At 46.9% G+C, this 17,861-nt stretch carries 19 protein-coding genes; 4 read left to right on the forward strand and 15 right to left on the reverse strand.

The features are described 5' to 3' along the window. Positions 1-16: 16 nt before the first annotated feature. From fabF to INF28_RS01025, 13 genes are all read right to left on the reverse strand, one after another. A complete protein-coding gene (fabF, locus tag INF28_RS00965; protein WP_226391590.1) occupies positions 17-1,255 on the reverse strand; it encodes a beta-ketoacyl-ACP synthase II in 1,239 nt (412 codons plus the stop codon). 274 nt (positions 1,256-1,529) lie between these two features. Beyond that, positions 1,530-1,760 (reverse strand): acyl carrier protein, encoded by a 231-nt coding sequence (acpP, locus tag INF28_RS00970; RefSeq protein WP_264175634.1) that lies wholly within the window; start codon positions 1,758-1,760, stop codon positions 1,530-1,532. A gap of 72 nt (positions 1,761-1,832) precedes the next feature. Further along, on the reverse strand, positions 1,833-2,585 hold the full coding sequence (fabG, locus tag INF28_RS00975) for a 3-oxoacyl-[acyl-carrier-protein] reductase (protein WP_226391591.1): 753 nt from the start codon (positions 2,583-2,585) through the stop codon (positions 1,833-1,835). Between the two features lie 23 nt (positions 2,586-2,608). Then, entirely contained in the window at positions 2,609-3,538 is a 930-nt protein-coding gene (gene fabD, locus INF28_RS00980; protein WP_226391592.1) for an ACP S-malonyltransferase, read from the reverse strand. A 23-nt stretch (positions 3,539-3,561) separates the two neighbouring features. Continuing rightward, the gene (gene fabK, locus INF28_RS00985; RefSeq protein WP_226391672.1) at positions 3,562-4,491 is read right to left on the reverse strand and encodes an enoyl-[acyl-carrier-protein] reductase FabK; all 930 of its coding nucleotides are present in this window, start codon (positions 4,489-4,491) and stop codon (positions 3,562-3,564) included. Positions 4,492-4,501: 10 nt separating this feature from the next. Next, positions 4,502-5,488, reverse strand: a complete 987-nt coding sequence (locus INF28_RS00990) for a beta-ketoacyl-ACP synthase III (RefSeq protein ID WP_226391593.1) — start codon at positions 5,486-5,488, stop codon at positions 4,502-4,504. Then, positions 5,481-6,506 (reverse strand): phosphate acyltransferase PlsX, encoded by a 1,026-nt coding sequence (plsX, locus tag INF28_RS00995; protein WP_226391594.1) that lies wholly within the window; start codon positions 6,504-6,506, stop codon positions 5,481-5,483. The genes INF28_RS00990 and plsX overlap by 8 nt, the downstream gene beginning before the upstream one ends. 133 nt (positions 6,507-6,639) lie before the next feature. Continuing rightward, on the reverse strand, positions 6,640-7,203 hold the full coding sequence (gene pgsA / locus INF28_RS01000) for a CDP-diacylglycerol--glycerol-3-phosphate 3-phosphatidyltransferase (protein ID WP_226391595.1): 564 nt from the start codon (positions 7,201-7,203) through the stop codon (positions 6,640-6,642). A gap of 13 nt (positions 7,204-7,216) precedes the next feature. Continuing rightward, the gene (rimO, locus tag INF28_RS01005) at positions 7,217-8,536 is read right to left on the reverse strand and encodes a 30S ribosomal protein S12 methylthiotransferase RimO (protein ID WP_318961693.1); all 1,320 of its coding nucleotides are present in this window, start codon (positions 8,534-8,536) and stop codon (positions 7,217-7,219) included. A gap of 36 nt (positions 8,537-8,572) precedes the next feature. Then, entirely contained in the window at positions 8,573-9,037 is a 465-nt protein-coding gene (locus INF28_RS01010) for a regulatory protein RecX (protein WP_226391597.1), read from the reverse strand. Positions 9,038-9,104: 67 nt separating this feature from the next. Then, positions 9,105-10,169 (reverse strand): recombinase RecA, encoded by a 1,065-nt coding sequence (gene recA / locus INF28_RS01015; RefSeq protein ID WP_226391598.1) that lies wholly within the window; start codon positions 10,167-10,169, stop codon positions 9,105-9,107. 257 nt (positions 10,170-10,426) lie between these two features. Then, entirely contained in the window at positions 10,427-11,398 is a 972-nt protein-coding gene (locus INF28_RS01020; RefSeq protein WP_226391599.1) for a GNAT family N-acetyltransferase, read from the reverse strand. 52 nt (positions 11,399-11,450) lie between these two features. Beyond that, on the reverse strand, positions 11,451-11,639 hold the full coding sequence (locus INF28_RS01025) for a hypothetical protein (RefSeq protein WP_226391600.1): 189 nt from the start codon (positions 11,637-11,639) through the stop codon (positions 11,451-11,453). 118 nt (positions 11,640-11,757) lie between these two features. Between INF28_RS01025 and INF28_RS01030 the strand changes: the two genes are divergently transcribed. The 4 genes from INF28_RS01030 to INF28_RS01045 all read left to right on the forward strand — a co-directional run bounded on the left by INF28_RS01030 (position 11,758) and on the right by INF28_RS01045 (position 13,735). Then, a complete protein-coding gene (locus INF28_RS01030) occupies positions 11,758-12,168 on the forward strand; it encodes a Fur family transcriptional regulator (RefSeq protein WP_226391601.1) in 411 nt (136 codons plus the stop codon). Between the two features lie 30 nt (positions 12,169-12,198). Next, positions 12,199-12,741, forward strand: a complete 543-nt coding sequence (locus INF28_RS01035; protein WP_226391602.1) for an NADH peroxidase — start codon at positions 12,199-12,201, stop codon at positions 12,739-12,741. Positions 12,742-13,082: 341 nt separating this feature from the next. After that, the gene (locus tag INF28_RS01040) at positions 13,083-13,235 is read left to right on the forward strand and encodes an Arm DNA-binding domain-containing protein (protein ID WP_226391603.1); all 153 of its coding nucleotides are present in this window, start codon (positions 13,083-13,085) and stop codon (positions 13,233-13,235) included. A 347-nt stretch (positions 13,236-13,582) separates the two neighbouring features. Beyond that, entirely contained in the window at positions 13,583-13,735 is a 153-nt protein-coding gene (locus tag INF28_RS01045) for a hypothetical protein (protein WP_226391604.1), read from the forward strand. Between the two features lie 162 nt (positions 13,736-13,897). On the opposite strand, the gene INF28_RS01050 is transcribed toward INF28_RS01045, so the two are convergent. Together INF28_RS01050 and INF28_RS01055 are read right to left on the reverse strand one after the other, a co-directional pair. After that, the gene (locus INF28_RS01050; protein WP_226391605.1) at positions 13,898-16,024 is read right to left on the reverse strand and encodes a flavodoxin; all 2,127 of its coding nucleotides are present in this window, start codon (positions 16,022-16,024) and stop codon (positions 13,898-13,900) included. Between the two features lie 19 nt (positions 16,025-16,043). Beyond that, a complete protein-coding gene (locus INF28_RS01055; RefSeq protein ID WP_226391606.1) occupies positions 16,044-17,831 on the reverse strand; it encodes a flavodoxin in 1,788 nt (595 codons plus the stop codon). Between the last annotated feature and the right edge of the window lie 30 nt (positions 17,832-17,861).

Consider the following 17,861-nt stretch of genomic DNA (forward strand, 5'->3'; position numbering starts at 1 on the left):
GCGGCGTTTTATTCTGTCAATCTATGTATTTTTTCAAAACCACTGAAGCATTGTGGCCGCCAAAGCCCAAAGAGTTCGATATGGCATAGGTGATATCCGCCGCCCTGCCCTGGTTGACCACATAGTCAAGATCGCATTCCGGATCCGGTGTCCTGTAATTAACGGTGGCCGGCAAGAATCCGTCCTCAATGGCAAGGGCAGTCAAAATTCCCTCAATGCCGCCGGCTGCGCCCAGCATATGCCCGGTCATAGACTTGGTGGAGCTAACCGCCAGTTTATAGGCGTGCTCTCCAAACACCGTCTTAATTGCCGCCGTTTCGTATTTGTCGTTATACGGAGTAGAGGTTCCATGCGCATTGATATAATCCACATCTTCTGGCCGAATACCGGCATTTTCCACCGCTGCAGCCATACATCTTGCGCCGCCTTCACCTTCTGGCGCAGGTGCAGTCATGTGATATGCATCATTGGTGGATCCATAACCCACCACCTCTGCAATGATATGGGCGCCGCGTGCTTTGGCGTGTTCTAATTCCTCAAGAACCATAATGCCGGAGCCTTCACCCATAACAAAACCGTCACGGTCCTTGTCAAAAGGACTGCAAGCCCCCTTGGGATCATCATTCCGGGTACTCAAGGCCTTCATGGAGGAAAAACCCGCCAACGCCAATTCATTCACCGTGGCCTCTGCACCGCCGGTTAGGATAATATCCGCATCGCCCCGCTGAATGGCCAGCAGCGCCTGACCCATAGCATCGGTTCCGGATGCACAGGCAGATACGGTTGTTAAATTGACTCCTTTGCAGCCAAACATAATAGAAACCTGACCCACAGCCATATTGGAAATCATCATAGGGATCATAAACGGACTAACCTTTCCTGGTCCCTTTTCCAAAAGACGGGCATGCTGTTCACACAGCGTACTGATTCCCCCGATACCACTGCCAATAATACAGCCCACACGGTTCCCATCCTCTTTGTCAAGGGCAAGGCCCGCGTCGTCAACTGCCATTTTGGCGGCCGCCACCGCATACTGCACAAACAGATCCATCCGCTTGGCTTCTTTTTTATCCATAAAATCCTCCGGCTTAAAGTCCTTGACTTCTGCCGCAATCTGGCATGCAAAATCAGAAGGATCAAACCGGGTGATGCGGTCAATGCCGCAAACACCTGCTTTGACATTCTTCCAAACCTCTTCTTTTCCTATTCCCACAGGGGTGACCGCACCCACTCCCGTGATAACTGCTCTCTTCATAGAAAATCTCCTTCCGCCGCCCTGCCTCGGCTGTGTTTTATCGTCTTTTCTCTTATCCGCAGGGCAAAAAAGAATAAGAGTATTTTTGATGTGCCGCCGCTTTGCAGGCACAGCCCCAAAGCCACGGAGTGCGGCGGAACTCTCCCGGGTTCCCGACATTCCTGCCGCCTTGGCAAGATCATAGAGAAATATGCGCCGGGTATCCCAGCGCCCATTTCTGCAGGATCCTGCCTATGCCGCGCGGAGCCTTAGTCCCGCGCGGCCGCAGAGTTTATTACTGTTTGTCTTTGATGTACTCAACAGCGTCACTAACCGTTGCGATCTTTTCAGCATCCTCATCCGGAATTTCAATATCAAATTCCTCTTCCAGAGCCATCATCAGCTCTACAATGTCCAAAGAATCTGCTTCCAAATCATTAATGAAAGAAGCGTCCATTGTAACGGCATCCTCTTCCACTCCCAGCTGTTCTACTGTGATCTCCTTTACTTTTTCAAAAATATCCATGATACATCCTCCTTCAACTAACTTTTAAATAATATATGGATTGATTGTTTTTTCCTTTTTCTGTAGACTATATCACATAACTAATCCGCCGTCAACATTTATTACCTGTCCTGTGATATATTTTGCTTTATCACCAGCCAAAAACAGCACCAAATTGGCAATGTCTTCCACCTGACCAAACCGCTTAAGAGGAATGGACGCAAGATATGTCTCTTTGATATCCTCCTTGAGCTTGTCGGTCATGGCCGTCTGGATAAAACCGGGCGCCACCGCATTACAGCGGATATTTCTTGCCGCCAGTTCTTTTGCCACCGACTTGGTCAGCCCAATCAGCCCTGCCTTGGATGCGGAATAATTGGCCTGTCCGGCATTTCCCATCACCCCGGACACCGACGCCATATTAATGATAACGCCGCTGCGCTGCTTTGTCAGTGTTCTTGCCGCCGATTTGATCACATTAAATGCACCTTTTAAATTCACCGCAAGTACGCTGTCCCAGTCTGATTCACTCATCCGCATAATCAAATTATCACGGGTAATGCCTGCGTTGTTTACAATCACATCTATCTTTTCAAACTTCTCTAAAGCAAACTTAATAAGTGCATCGGTTTCTTCCGGCTTTGATACATCACAGAGCATATACTCCGCTTTGCCGCCGTTTTCCCGGATCTCTGCGCAGGCACTTTCCGCCAGTTCCTTTTGCAAAGGGATGTCAATACCGTTAACTACCACATTGGCCCCCTCTGCACCAAATTTCAGCGCGATCTCTCTGCCGATTCCTTGGGTACTTCCTGTTACAATCACTGTCTTATTTTGAAATTCCATGGGTATTCCCTCCCTTTCCGCCGTTATGCCAACGCCGCTTTCAGCTTCTCAAAACTGGCCATGTCCTCTACGTTGTACACAGCCGCCTCTTTGGTGATCTTCTTTACAAAGCCGCTCAACGCCTTGCCCGGGCCAATTTCCACAAAGGTATCCACCCCGTCTTTTAACATTCTCTCCAGACTGGCCTGAAACAGTACCGAGGAGGAAACCTGACGCACCAGCAAATCCTTGATTTCCGTCTCATCTTTAACATAATCGCCAGTCACATTGGTAATCAGCGGCACTTGAAGAGGAGAAAAAGTGATCTTTTCCAGTTCCTTTGCCAGCTTCTCGCCGGCGCCCTTTAACATACTGCAATGAAACGGCGCACTAACCGGAAGCATCAGCGCCCGCCGGGCGCCTTTTTCCTTTGCAAGCTCGCAGGCATATTCCACCGCTGCCTTCTCACCCGCTACGGTGATCTGTCCTGGACAGTTAAAGTTGGCCGGCTCTGCCACACCTTTTTCAGACGCCGCTGCGCAGACCTCATACACCTGTTCCGGCGCAAGGCCAATCACTGCCGCCATGCCGCCTACGCCAATGGGGACTTCTTCCTGCATGTACTTGCCCCGTTTTTTCACCAACGGCACCGCATCAGCAAATTGCAGGCTTCCTGCCGCTACATGAGCCGTATATTCCCCAAGGCTCAGCCCTGCCACCACATCTGGCTTGATTCCCAGGGTTTCCACCACCCTGAGCGCCGCTGTGGACATGGTCAAAATTGCCGGCTGGGTATTTTCGGTAATCATCAGCGTTTCACTGTCACCGTCAAAAATCATCTTTTTGACATCAAAGCCCAGCGCCTCTGAAGCAGATTCAAAAACATCATCTGCTGCTTTAAAATTCTCGCAAAGCTCTTTTCCCATGCCAATGGCCTGCGCCCCCTGGCCGGAAAATAAAAATGCTGTTTTCATATTCTCTTTCTCCTTCTGTCTGATCAAAACTCTACGCCGTCAAACAAATCAGTCACAATCTGTCTGCACGGCTTAATATCATTTACCAATCCTGCGCTCTGTCCGGCCATCACGCTTCCCATCTGGGTATCGCCGTCCACCACAGCCGCCCGCAGTGCGCCGGCGCCCAATTTTTCAAAGGCTTCAATATCGCCTTCCTTTTCGATCTTATCCATCATCCGAGTTGCTTTGTTCTTCAATGTTCGCACCGGATGTCCGGTAAACCGTCCGGTTACTATGGCATCCCTGTCTTTAGCGGCCGCAACCATATCTTTATAATTTTGATGTACGGTGCATTCGTCTGAACAAATAAACCGGGTCCCCACCTGAACGCCCTCGGCTCCCAAAGCAAAGGCCGCCCGCACACCCCGGCTGTCCGCAATACCGCCTGCAGCAATCACCGGAATATCTACCGCATCCGCCACCATGGGAACCAAGGTCATGGTAGTCAGCTCGCCGATATGACCGCCAGCCTCACAGCCCTCTGCTACCACAGCGTCAGCACCGCTTTTTTGCATTCTAACCGCCAGGGCTACACTGGCAATCACCGGAATCACCACTGTGCCAATTTCCTTAAAAGCCGGAATGTATTTTCCCGGATTTCCTGCTCCTGTAGTAATTACCTTCACCTTTTCCTCAAGGAGCATAGTGAGTACTTCATCCGCATAAGGAGAAAGCAGCATCACATTGACCCCAAAGGGCTTTTGCGTTAAGGTTCTTGCCTTATGTATTTGCTCTCTTACATAGTCTGCCGGCGCGTTTCCCGCCGCAATCAGGCCAATACCGCCGGCATTGGCTACGGCTGCCGCCAGTTCCGCGGTAGCAACCCATGCCATTCCGCCCTGAATCAGGGGGTATTCCGTGCCCAGCAGTTCACATATACGGTTCTTCATTTTGTCTTTACTCCTTTGCATATTCATAATTTTACAGCTCAATCAGCACTGCGCCCCATGTCAAACCACCGCCCATGCTGACAATCACCACCAAGTCTCCTTTTTTCGCCCGGCCTTCTTCCACCGCCTCACACAACGCAATGGGTACACAGGCCGCCGACATATTGCCATACCGCTCGATATTGGAGAACATCTTCTCTTCTCCAATTCCCAGTCGTTTTCTTGCACCTTCTATAATCCGCATATTGGCCTGATGAGGCACCACAAGATGGACATCATCCATGGTCTTGCCTGCGTCCTCCACCACCTTTAATGTGGCAGCGGCCATCATCTTGACCGCAAATTTGAACACCGCACCGCCGTCCATCCAGATGGTGTGCATATTTCCAAAAGGCCGGCGCTCCTTATCGATCTCGTCACAGCGTAGGCCCGGAATGGTCAGGCAATCGCCATGTTCACCGTCCGCGCCCAAGAAACAGGATATCACACCGGTCTCTTCTTCGGTGGCCTGCACCACCGCCGCGCCGGCGCCGTCTCCAAACAGCACACAGGTGGAACGATCCTTATATTCAGTAATCTTGGATAAGGTATCCGCACCAATAACCAGCACATTTTTATACATGCCATTTTCCACATACTGGGCTGCAGTGGTGATGGCAAAGATAAATCCGGGACAGGCGGCATTCACATCAAAAGCCGCCGCATTCACTGCCCCAATCTGCTTCTGCACCAGACAGGAAATAGACGGTGTATACATATCCGGCGAAACCGATGCCGCAATTATCAATTCAATATCCTCTGCCTTCATGTCTGCGTCCTTTAAGGCATTCTCCGCTGCCCGCACTGCTAAATCAGACGCAAAAGTATGTTCATCGCTGATACGGCGTTCCTTGACGCCCACCCGCTTGGTAATCCATTCATCGCTGGTATCTACCATCTGTTCCAGGTCTGCATTGGTCAGCACCTTTTCAGGAAGATATTTTCCCAGGCCAATTATTTTCGCATGTAATTTACTCATCTGCTTCCTCACATTCCCGGGTATCCACCCCATATTTTTGTATATTATCTGTAATGATCTCAATTAAGTGATTTTCTACCAGTTTCTTTGCCTGCAAAATTGCATGATAGAAGGCCTTTCCATTGGAACTGCCATGAGCCTTTACCATCGGCTTTGCCGCGCCCAGAATAGGCGCTCCGCCATATTCGGTATAATCCATGGTCTTTTTTAAGCTTTTGAGCCCGCCGCGGACAATTCCTGCCGCCAGCTTAGAAAACAAATTCTTTAGAAAAATCCCCTTGAGCATATCATAAAATGCCATGCCCATGCCTTCCATAAACTTGAGGATCACATTTCCGGTAAAGCCATCACAGACCACCACGTCCGCGCCGCCTACCGGAATGTCGCGGGCTTCGATATACCCCTCATAACGAACGGGCGTCTTTTTCAGCAGCTTATGGGTTTCCACCACCAACGGCGTTCCTTTTTCTTCTTCTGTACCAATATTGACCAGTTTAACCCGTGGATTTTTACAGCCCATTATCTTTTCCATGTAAATTGAACCCATGATAGCAAACTGCTTCAAAAACGCAGGGGTACACTCGGCATTGGCGCCGGCATCCACCATTAGAAAACATCCGGAAGTAGTGGGCATGATCGGGGCAAGAGCTACCCGGCGCACTCCCCGGATCCTTTTGATCATCAGTGTTGCGCCCGCAATCAGCGCTCCAGTATTCCCGGCGCTAACCACCGCATCTCCCTGGCCATGCCTGAGCAGGGACAAAGCCACCCGCATGGAGGAATCCTTTTTCTGCCGGATTGCGGTCATAGGGTCATCTTCCCCCTCTATGACCTCTTCTGCATTGACTACCTCAATTCTATCCCCATGATAGCCGCAACGTTTCAGCTCTTGCCGAACCGCTGCCTCCCTGCCCACCAGAATAAGATCAACATCCATATCTCTGACCGCCGCAACGCAGCCATCCACTACCGCAGCAGGCGCATCGTCTCCGCCCATTGCGTCAATAATAATCCTCATTCACCATACCTTCTTTATGTTTCGACCACCTGCGGGAAACCATTACCATATTATAGCGGCAATTTTGTCAACCGCGCAAGCTACATTCTGCTTTTTTAACCGTTTTTAATGAATTTGTAACACTTACGTAACACTATTTAAAGTTGATCAGCTTTCGGTTTTTCACAATATAATCCACGCCGGAATACACGGTAAGAATCACCGCTAGAATGACCAGCACCAAAATAACCATTCTTCCATAAATTTCCATCTGAGGAAAATGTGCAGTAACAATCTCAAACAACATCACCGCCACCACCAGCGCAAACTGGGAAACGGTTTTTGCCTTCCCCCACATGCTGGCGGCAATCACCTTGTTTTCGCCCATAGCAATCAGCCGAACGCCGGTAACAATCAGTTCCCGGGCAAGGATAACCATGACAACACCGGCAGTTACATACGGCACATCCCGCTCCACAAAAGAGATCAGCGCCGCCATATTCAGCATCTTATCTGCAAGGGGATCCATCAGCTTGCCAAAGGTGGTGATCTGCCCGTTCTTCCGGGCCAGATAACCGTCCAGATTATCCGTCAGCGTAGCCAGCAGGAAAACAATCAATGCGCCGTATAAACCGGCGGTACCACAGCAAAGGTACAAGACCATATAAACCGGAATCAAAACGACCCGAAGCAGGGTCAGCTTGTTTGGTGTGTTCATGCTCCGCCTCCTGTTATTCCTCTTCCGCCCGGCCAAACAGGTCATACTCCATGGCCTGTTCCACCTTTACATTCACAAATTCGCCTTCCTTTAAAGCACGGTCACAGGTGAAAAACACCTTTCCGTCAATTTCAATGGAATCCGCATAGGTTCTTCCATACCAACGTTTTACAATCTCGTCCCGGCCCTCGGTCAAAACCTGAACCGTACTACCAATCCGGCTCTCTCCCCAGCGGGCGGAGATCTCCGACTGCACCAGCATCAGTGTTTCTTGGCGCCGCTGCTTTTCCTCTTCCTCGATCTGATCCTCCATACCCCATGCCGGTGTATCCTCTTCTCTAGAATAGGCAAATACACCCAGCCGCTCAAATCCAGTTTGTCTCACAAACTCTATCAGTTCCTCAAATTCTGCTTCGGTCTCCCCAGGAAAACCTACAATCAATGAGGTACGCAAAATTGCCCCCGGCACCTGCGCCCTAATTTTTTGAATCAAACTGGTAATCTGTGCCTTGCTGGTTCGGCGGCCCATTCGCTTTAAAATACGGTCACTGATATGCTGAATAGGTATATCAAAATACGAACAAAGTTTCTCTTCCTGTGCAAATACCGAAATCAGTTCATCGGTCACCAACTCCGGATAACAATAATGTACCCGTACCCACTGTACGCCATCAATGGCACAGAGTGCGCGCAGAAGTTCAGGCAGGCAATATCTCCCATAGAGATCATATCCATACCGGGTGGTATCCTGTGCTACCACCACCAACTCCTTTACCCCTTCTGCCGCCATCTGCTCTGCTTCTTTTAAAATATCCTCTCTCTGCCGACTTCGGTACGGACCACGAATGGAAGGAATCACGCAATAAGTACAGTGATTGTCACAACCCTCTGCAATCCGAATATAGGCGGTATAGTCCGGTGTGGTTCGCCGCCGGGACGCCTCACACAGCAACGGCTCTGCCGGGCAGAACACCTGCTGCGTCTTTCCTTGTTCCAGGGACCGCAAAATCTGACCGATCCGGTCAAAGCCATTGGTACCGATCACTGCATCTGCCTCTGGGATTTCCCGGAGAACCTGCTCCCGGTACCGTTCTGCCATACAACCGGTCACCACCAAATATCGGCATTTTCCACTTTTTTTATACTGCGCCAGCTCTAAAATACATTCAATGGATTCCATCTTTGCCGGCTCGATAAAGGTGCAGGTATTCACAATCAGGATCTCTGCATCCTCTTCCTGTTCCACAATTTCGTATCCTTCCTGCTCCAAAAGCCGCAACATCTGCTCGCTGTCAATCAAGTTTTTGGAACAACCCAGGGACACAAGCGCCACCTTGCTCAATCTATCTTACTCCTAACCTATTGTATTCTATTCGTCAAAATTAAAGGAATACTCCTCCAGACACCGGTTAATCTCTTTCATAAAATATCCCCGCCGAAGCAGCCGGGCTTTCAGCTTTTCAAGATCCTTTCGGCTGTGCACCGCCGCACACAAATCCCGTTGGCGCACATAATCTGCAAGAGCGCCAGCAAAATCGGCCTCTGCCTCTTCCATGGCATCGTCGATCACCTTGGCGGCGACCCCTTTCTGCCGCAGCTCCTGCCGGATCCGCGTTTTGCCCTTGGCTCCCAGCGCGGCTGCGTCCGCAATATAACATTGGGCATACCGCGCATCGTTCAAAAACCCCGCCCGGACAAACTCTTCTACTACCTGCTCTGCCAGTTCCTTATCATAGCCCCGGCGAACCAAACGGTCATAAATTTCCCGGCAGGTATACATCCGTCCTGCCAGAAGCGCCGCTGCGACGCCCATGGCCTTCTGCCGCATCTCCATCTTCTGCACTTCCTGTTTTCAATGTATTCCGTATCTTCCTGCCTTATGCACAAAACGGCGGACAACCTCAGCCTTTTTTCGGCTTGCCAGGCTTAGCCACCGGCGTAAACGGTGTGGCTTCCACCTCTCCGTCATCGGCGGCCACCGGAAGACCTACTGCTTCACGAACCTTAAGTTCTATCTCCCGGCATAATTCAGGATTATCCTTTAAAATCTTCTTTACACCTTCCCGGCCTTGTCCCAGACGTTCCCCATTATAAGAGAACCAAGAACCGCTTTTATTGACAATATCCTTCTCCACTGCCATGTCCAGAATATTTCCTTCTTTGGAAATTCCTTCACCGTAAATAATATCAAATTCCGCTTCCTTAAATGGCGGGGCAACTTTATTCTTCACAATTTTAACCTTGGTACGGTTTCCTACCATACCGCCATCATTTTTGATGGTTTCCACCCGGCGCACATCCAATCGTACCGAAGCATAAAACTTCAGCGCGCGTCCACCCGGCGTGGTTTCGGGATTTCCAAACATAACCCCTACCTTTTCCCGCAGCTGATTAATAAAAATTGCCGTTGTATTGGATTTGCTGATGACGCTGGTTAATTTTCGCAAAGCCTGAGACATCAATCTTGCCTGAAGGCCCACATGAGCGTCACCCATTAACCCCTCAATCTCCTGCTTGGGAACCAGCGCCGCAACCGAGTCCACAACGATTACATCAATCGCGCCGGAACGCACCAGCTGCTCGGTAATCTCAAGCGCCTGCTCCCCTGAATCCGGCTGGGATACAATCAAATCGTCAATTCGCACGCCAAGCTGCTCGGCATAAACTGGATCAAGGGCATGCTCCGCATCGATAAACGCTGCCTCGCCGCCCATTTTCTGGGCTTCTGCCACAATGTGCAGTGCAACGGTGGTTTTACCGGAGGATTCCGGCCCATATATTTCGACAATTCTGCCTCTGGGGACACCGCCGATCCCCAGCGCCGCATCCAGCGCCAACGATCCAGTAGGAATGGCCTCCACATTGGTCACCGGTTTTTCGCCCAGGCGCATCACTGCACCCGAACCGTATTGTTTTTCTATATTACCGAACACACTCTCAAGCGCTTTCTTTTTTTGTTCGTCCATAATATCACCTTTTCTGTTTCCTTGTTTAAATTGGCGCAACGCTTCTGCTAAGGCAAACTTCCCGCAGAGTTTGCGACAGATTGCAACCAGCACAGGAAGCATTAGCTCCTCAGGGTTTCAGAGGGAGATGATAATTCCCTCTGAAATCCTGAAATAGACCCCGATGCCTAAGAGGCGGGGGACATCTGTGCTTAGGTTATTTCCTTTCCATTATAGAATACCGCAAGAACAGTGTCAAGCAATTTTTTGTCATATAATCAGAATATCATATTAAGGTATGTTTTCTGCGGCGAAAACAATCCTGTGCAGGTAAAATCCGGGGCACAGCCAAACACTAGTTGCGCAAGATACTTAATATTGACCTCCGAATCATAGCCCTCACATGGCATGACCGTTCCATCCTTGATTAAAATATCCATGTTGTTTTCCGAAATATTTTCATCGGTAATCCGCAACCGCAGTTCCCCTTTAAAATCCACCGTCATGTCCTTCAGTACCCGCAAAGGGTCAACAATTCTGGCCATAGCAAAAGGCTGCACCTTACTCTCATGTTCAATCTCGCAGACGCCACAAACCTCATGCAGCTCAAAACCGCCGGATGCGGTGGTAATCATGGCGTAGCCGTCCTCCTGGTCTCCTGTTTGATGAAAGCGAATAAATCCCTTTGATAAAACCAATAGATCCTCCAAAATCCGCCGCCAGGTTTCCGGCGTCCGCAGAACATAGCCTGTCCGGTTTTTCATCTCCCGGGCATAAATCCGATCCAGGCGGGAGATCAGCTGAGGGCCCAACTGTTTCGCCGTCACTGCACCCCGTCGGCTTACCGTCTGGGCATAGCGGTAGGTCTTTTCGTAACACTGCCGGTATCCAAATTTTTCATAAAACCCATAATCAAAGGGCACAAGCAAACTGATTGGCTGCCGCCGCTGTTTCATCTGGTCAAAGGCAAAGCCAAACATTTCCCGTACCAGTCCCCGCCGCCGAAACTCCGGCAAGGTTGCTACCCCGGATACATAATTGATATCATACTCCATATGCCGCAGACGGATTTTGTGTGGCATCAGCTGCATATTGGATGCCGGAACGCCGTCCACCTCCGCCACAATCGTATCCGAATACGAAAAATTCTGTGTAAAATTCCAGTCAATAAACGATGCCGGATCTTCAAAACACACCTGCCAGGCGTGCTTCAAAAACGGCAGATCCTTTGGTTCTGCAAGGCGCACCATGTTAACACCTCCGTATGAAATCCTTACCTTATTTTGTTATTGTACCCTAATTTTACGAAAAATGCAAGCTGAACTGCTTTGCCACGCAAAAATACAGACAGGGCTTCTTTTCCAAAGCCAGACTGCCTGTTTTTCCGCAAGTCAACGTCCCCGCCTTGACAAAAGCAATGTCGATTTGTTTTATCAAATAAATTAATTTCCCAACATATTTTCCTAAAGAACGCCGAATTCTTCCATACATATCCCTCTTTGGTTTATTATGATTGTAAAAAAATTTTAAAAAAGCACTTGACAAAATCGAAAATTAGATTTATACTAAAATAGTAATGATTATTATTATTATTTAGAGGCGGGGTTTTATGCAACCAACAGGCATAACAAAAAACAGCAAACAGCGTAGTGCCATTTTACTGCTTTTACAAAATACCAAAAGACACCCAACCGCCGATTGGATCTATGCAGAAGTACGGAAAGAACTTCCAAACATCAGTCTGGGAACGGTATATCGGAATTTGGCTTATTTGACAGAACAAGGCTTGATTCAGCGGTTGGATGTAGGCGAAGGAATGGATCGATTTGACGGCAATGTTGCACCTCACTATCATTTGTTTTGTGAACACTGCAAAAGGCTTTTGGATTTGGATCTTCCCTATAATGCGGAACTGAATAAAAAAGCAGGAACGGCATATTCAGGTAGGATTTTGTGGCACAGCTTAGTTTTTCATGGAATATGTCATATTTGCAGCAAATCTGAAAAGGAAAAAGAATAAAAATTATTTATATTTTGGAGGTAATGAAAAATGAAAAAATGGGTATGTACTGTATGTGGTTATGTATATGAAGGAGAAAATCCCCCGGAGGCTTGTCCGCAGTGTAAGGCTCCTGCATCCAAATTTAAAGAGCAAAGCGGAGAAGTTACCTGGGCTTGTGAACATGAAATTGGTGTTGCAAAGGATGTAGATCCCAGAGTAGTAGAAGGATTGCGCGAGAATTTTACTGGCGAATGTACAGAAGTAGGAATGTATCTTGCAATGGCTCGTCAGGCGATCAGAGAAGGCTATCCGGAAATTGGTGCATTTTACCAGCAAGCCGCATTTGAAGAAGCAGAGCATGCGGCAAAATTTGCTGAACTCTTAGGCGAAGTGGTATACGCAGACACCAAGAAAAACCTGCAGCTGAGAATGGAAGCGGAAAACGGCGCTACTGCCGGCAAATTTGAGCTTGCAAAGCTGGCAAAACAATTAAACTATGACGCCATTCATGATACCGTTCACGAAATGGCCAAGGATGAAGCGCGGCACGGTAAAGGCTTCGAGGGACTTTTAAAGAGATATTTTGGTTAATCTAAATATAACTAAATACGAATAGATATACTCTGAAAATGACTTAAAATAAGGCTTTATGATACTTGGTCTTGAAACACGATTAGTAAATTTTCGCTAATCGTGTTTTTTTATATTTTTCTGTATTTTCTTGTTTCGTGGGAAATCCGTGGGAAAAGCCATCGAAATTGACCGTGTTTTAGATTTTTCCCACGAAAACCCCTGAAACCCCAGTGTTTATGCGGCTTTGATGGGTGTCAAAATGTTTTTTTCGTGGGAAAAAATTTTTCTATCAAAACTTAAGATCTCTGCTGCTAATTTGATAAAATTATTTATAAAGACCATGTATAGGAGGTCTTACTATGATAGGAAGTGTACGAAAAAAAGGTGCTACATGGTCATATAGAATTGATTTGGGGGTCATTAATCAAATAGAATGTAGTGGATACAAAACAAAAAAAGAAGCTACCACTGCTATGCATGAGGCTATATATAATTATACCGGTGGACCATAGTCAAAAAGTGGACAAAGGAATGAGAAAAATAAGTAAGGCACAACCCAGGCATGCTCGGAGAACAAAAGTGCAACCTGATTAGAAGTAAGCATGCCAAGTGAGCCACGAGGGCGTCCGGAATTGTAGACGCCCTCAATATATTCAAAAACAGGGAGCTGGAGCTCCTATAGAGAATGGTATGTTCTATGGTTTATTGCTTCTTTCTTAAGATACTTAAAGAAACATTCACAGCAGGCATTATCAAAAGAAAAGCCCTTTTTAGAAAAGGATTGCACAACGTCCAGAGAATCCAGAAGCTGTCGGAAAGCAAAAGCAGTATACTGACTTCCCCGGTAGTCAGCATAAATATGCAGGATCAAAGAAGCAATGTGTTGATTCTCCTTTACACGGGGAGCAGAGGCGGTGGAGAAACGCTTATAGTAAGTACTTCTGTTAACCTGCAGAACCCGGCAAAGCATTTTTATGCTATGCTGGAACCGAAGCTTATGAACAGCGTCTAGTCGTTGTACGAATGTGGCGTAAAGATGGCAATCGCTTTTTTAAAATTGTTTGCAGCCATATGATCTCTCTTTTATTCTATCATATATTCCGTCTTTGTATCTACTTTTTTAGCGTTGATCCTCCTTTTCTAATACCATATTGAGAAAACAAACTTTTTACTATTATTCAGCATATCCATTATTCTCAAGCCATGATTCAATCTGGCTGTCAGTGGTTGAATTCGTTCCGCGGAATCCTTCTGTAACTGTGCTGTCCGGGCACAATTCACGGATTTTAGAAAGACTGCCGCTGATGCCGGTAGAACCGCTGGTACAAAACGGCATAATAGTTTTGCCTGACAGGTCATAATTTTCAAGAAACGTTCTTACCGCCGGCGGACACTGTCCCCACCAGATAGGATATCCCAATACAATTGTGTCGTATTGTTCTATATCAACCGAAAGCGGCTGAATCTGCGGACGTGCGTCCGTATCCAGCTCCTGATTCGCGCGGCAGTCAGAATCATTATAATTCAAATCTTCACTTGTATAAGGCTCTACCGGTATAATTTCAGCAATATCTCCATTTGTAACACCCTGCAGCTTTTCAGCCAGCGATTCCGTATTGCCTGTTGCGGAAAAATATACGATAAGTGTTTTGTTTTCTTCTGCTTCATTTTCATCCGCAGTGCTTTCCGGCTCTGTTATACTTTCCTCAGCAAGTGTGGTTTTTGTAATTGTTACTGTTTCGGTTTCCTGTGTCCAATCTACATTAAATTTAAAGCTTTCAGCAATAAAACGTATCGGCAGCATTGTCCGGTCATTGATAATAGCCGGAGCTGTATCAAGCGTTACCGGTTCTTCGTTTAAATATGCCGTAGTGCTGTCTATTGTAAGGACAATCGTATCCTGTTCGTAAGTTAATGTTACTTCACGAGTTTCATCATTCCATGCAACAGTACCTCCGATTTCTTCCACAATGGCGCGTACCGGAAGCAATGTTCTGTCATTTACAATAACAGGAACAGTACCATCTGCATCAATACCTTTTTCTGCTCCGTTTATTGTCATTGTCGGATTTCCGATCTGCATTGTAATAGTAATACTTTCTGCATTTTCCAATGCTGAATTAACGGCATTTACTATATTGAGCGTTCTTGGGAAACCATTATATGGCGTACACAAATATATAGCCGCAAGCATCATATCCGCTGTATTTCCCGCTGATAAATTTTCTGCAACAACAACCGGAACGTCAGTTTCTCTTCCGCCCTCTGCGCCAAGCAGTATAAGATCAACAAGACTTTGCGCCTGTTCATTGTCTGATGTGACAGCCGCTGTCTGATCAATATAAGCGTTTACTGCATCAAGAACGATTTTTTGCATTTGCGCGTCCAGATTTGCGTCTATATATCCGTCGGCATCATCGGTCTGATAATGTATCATTGTATCTGTTAGCTCCTGAGAATCAGTTGTGTATTCTTCTATATCGATCGCTTCTGCTGCTGTCGGTTCCACAACGCCCTCTGATGGTTCCTGTGTGCTTTCATTTATGGCTTTTAACGCTTCAACTGTCTTTTCCTCACCATTATATTCTTCATTTACCAAAAGAGCAGCGCGGAGCATATCCTTTGAATGACCTACATTCAGATTTCCTGTTATATGCGACGCTACCTGGCTTAAACAAGTGCCGTTTGCAGCAATGGTGCAGAATGTGAGAAACTCTCTTGTGTTAAGAGATAAACCTGCGCGGTTATAGAAATCACCAAAGCATATTCCGGAAAGATACAAGGTCTGCAGTTTCTGACTTTGTGACATATCATCAGTGATGGTACCGATAGACGGTCCGAAAATATGTCTTTGAGCGGCTAATCCATCATCATAGCGTGTTTCCTCATCGGACGTTATACGGCTTTCTGACGGCAGTTCTATATCAAGAGCGGTAAGAGCCGCATCTGCTGCGTCCATTGCCTTTATTGCTCTTGTATATCCGCAGTATGGCGCAGATTGATAAATGGCTTCTTTTATCTGTACCGCAGTTAAACCGTCGCTGATTGATTTTTCTACAGCTTCGGCTATCTGGTCATAGTTTTGATTTGCCGTAAGAGTTACAAGGATTGACATATCCTGCAAAGCTACATCAAGATTTTCGTTTATAAATTCTTCTCGATCACCGTCTGTCATTTGCGTCAGCTCCTGTCTTATAATCGTTTCATCCGCCGAATAAAATTCATCACTTACTGCAAATACATTTGTAAGCGAACTTGCCGTAACTATGCCGGAAAGTAAAATAGATATTAGTTTTTTCATGTTAAAATCCTCCTTAGATTTATTCAATCACTTCATTTGCCCTTAACCAATCTTCAATTTCCTCTCTGTCATAAGAAGAATAAGTAACTGCTAAGCCTTCTTTTATAACGCTGTCCGGCTCAAGCTTTGCAATCATGCTGATGCCTTGCCCGAAACGTCCTCCGCCCATAGAGCAGAAAGGAATGATTGTTTTTCCAGACAAGTCATAATGATCTAAAAAGCTGCTGACAGGAGCGGGTATGGATGCCCACCAGTTACAATAGCCGAGTAAGATGGTATCATATTGATTAATATCAAGACCGGCATCTTCAAGATATGTTTTTAGGTTCGGCAGCTCACCGCTGCGAAGCTCGTCAAGAGCCTCTCCGTACAGAGCTGTTCCGTTATGCGATGAAGAATAAGGCGTTTCTCGTTCGATCCTGAATATATCGGCTCCCGATATGTCAGCAATAATTTTTGCAAGCCCGTCTGTATTGCCTGTCTGCGAGAAGTAGGCAATTAAGGTTTTTCCTGTTGACTGTTCAGCGCTTACGCCATAAACACTTTTAACTTCTCCCGTTGAACCGTCTGCGTTTCTTGCAACCCTCATACCGATGCTGTAAAGTGGAACATCTGCCGGATAAGCGCTGCGATAGGCTGAACGAATGTGTTTCGGAAAATCGTTCCATCCGCCTCCGCGCGCTACTTTATAGCTCCCGCTTTCAGGACCGGTAGGATTTTCAGCCGCGTTTGTATCGTATTCTCCATACCAATCCCAAACCCATTCGGCAACATTTCCATGCATATTGTACAGTCCGAAATGATTGGCGTTATAGCTGTCAACATCAACCGTTTTTCCCAAATATCCGTTTACCCAGCTTCCGCTGGCGTCGTTGTTATAACCGTAAGCATTGTAGCAATTCGCGTCTTCGTCGTAAACGTAGTCACCAAAGGAGAATGGTGTTTGGGTATTTGCACGACACGCATATTCCCACTCTGCTTCTGTGGGAAGTCTGTATCCATTTGCGCTTTTGTCCCAGGAAACAGTCTGCCCGTCAATAGTATAGACCGGATCAAGTCCGTATTTTTCACTTAAAGCATTGCAAAAACAAATCGCATCATACCATGTAATATTTTCTACAGGTAAATTTTCTCCAACGTTTTCACTTGGATTGCTGCCCATGATTTCCTGATATTCTTTCTGTGTCAGTTCTGTTTTGGCTAAATAAAAGCTGTCAACACTCACTGTATGTTCCTTTTCATCTGACACGCGCTCTGCTTCGGAAGGATCGCTTCCCATATTAAATGTGCCTCCGCTAATCAGTAACATATTATCATCCTCTATCTGTTCCGGCTTTGTATTATCTTCTTTTATTATAGTGATCGTTTGCGTTTCTCCTGCCCATTCCACGTCAAAATGAAATCCTTCCGCTATAAACCGGATAGGCAGCATAGTGCGGTCATTTATAGATACCGGAACCACATCAAGTGTTTGCGCCTCATCATTCAGATACGCTGTACTGCTGTTGAGCGTCAAACGAATCTCATCATCACCATAAGTCAATGTCGCCGTTTGAGTCGCTTCGTCCCAGGCAACCGTTCCGCCTATTTCCTCTACAATTGCCCTTACAGGAACCAATGTTCTGTCGTCTGTAATGATAGGGACTGTTCCCCTGCCCGGGTCAATTTCTTTTTCTGTGCCGTTAGCGATCATCATGGGATTATTGATCTGTAAAATAATTTCCTCAGTATCTGCCGCGTATCCAGGCGTCAGTTGTGCTAACAAAACCATACAGACGGTTAAAAACAATGATATTGTTTTTTTCATTTGCTTATCCTCCTTATCTTTTCTATATTT

The organism is Ructibacterium gallinarum, from assembly GCF_014982785.1.
Taxonomy (GTDB): Bacteria; Bacillota; Clostridia; order Monoglobales; family Monoglobaceae; genus Ructibacterium; species Ructibacterium gallinarum.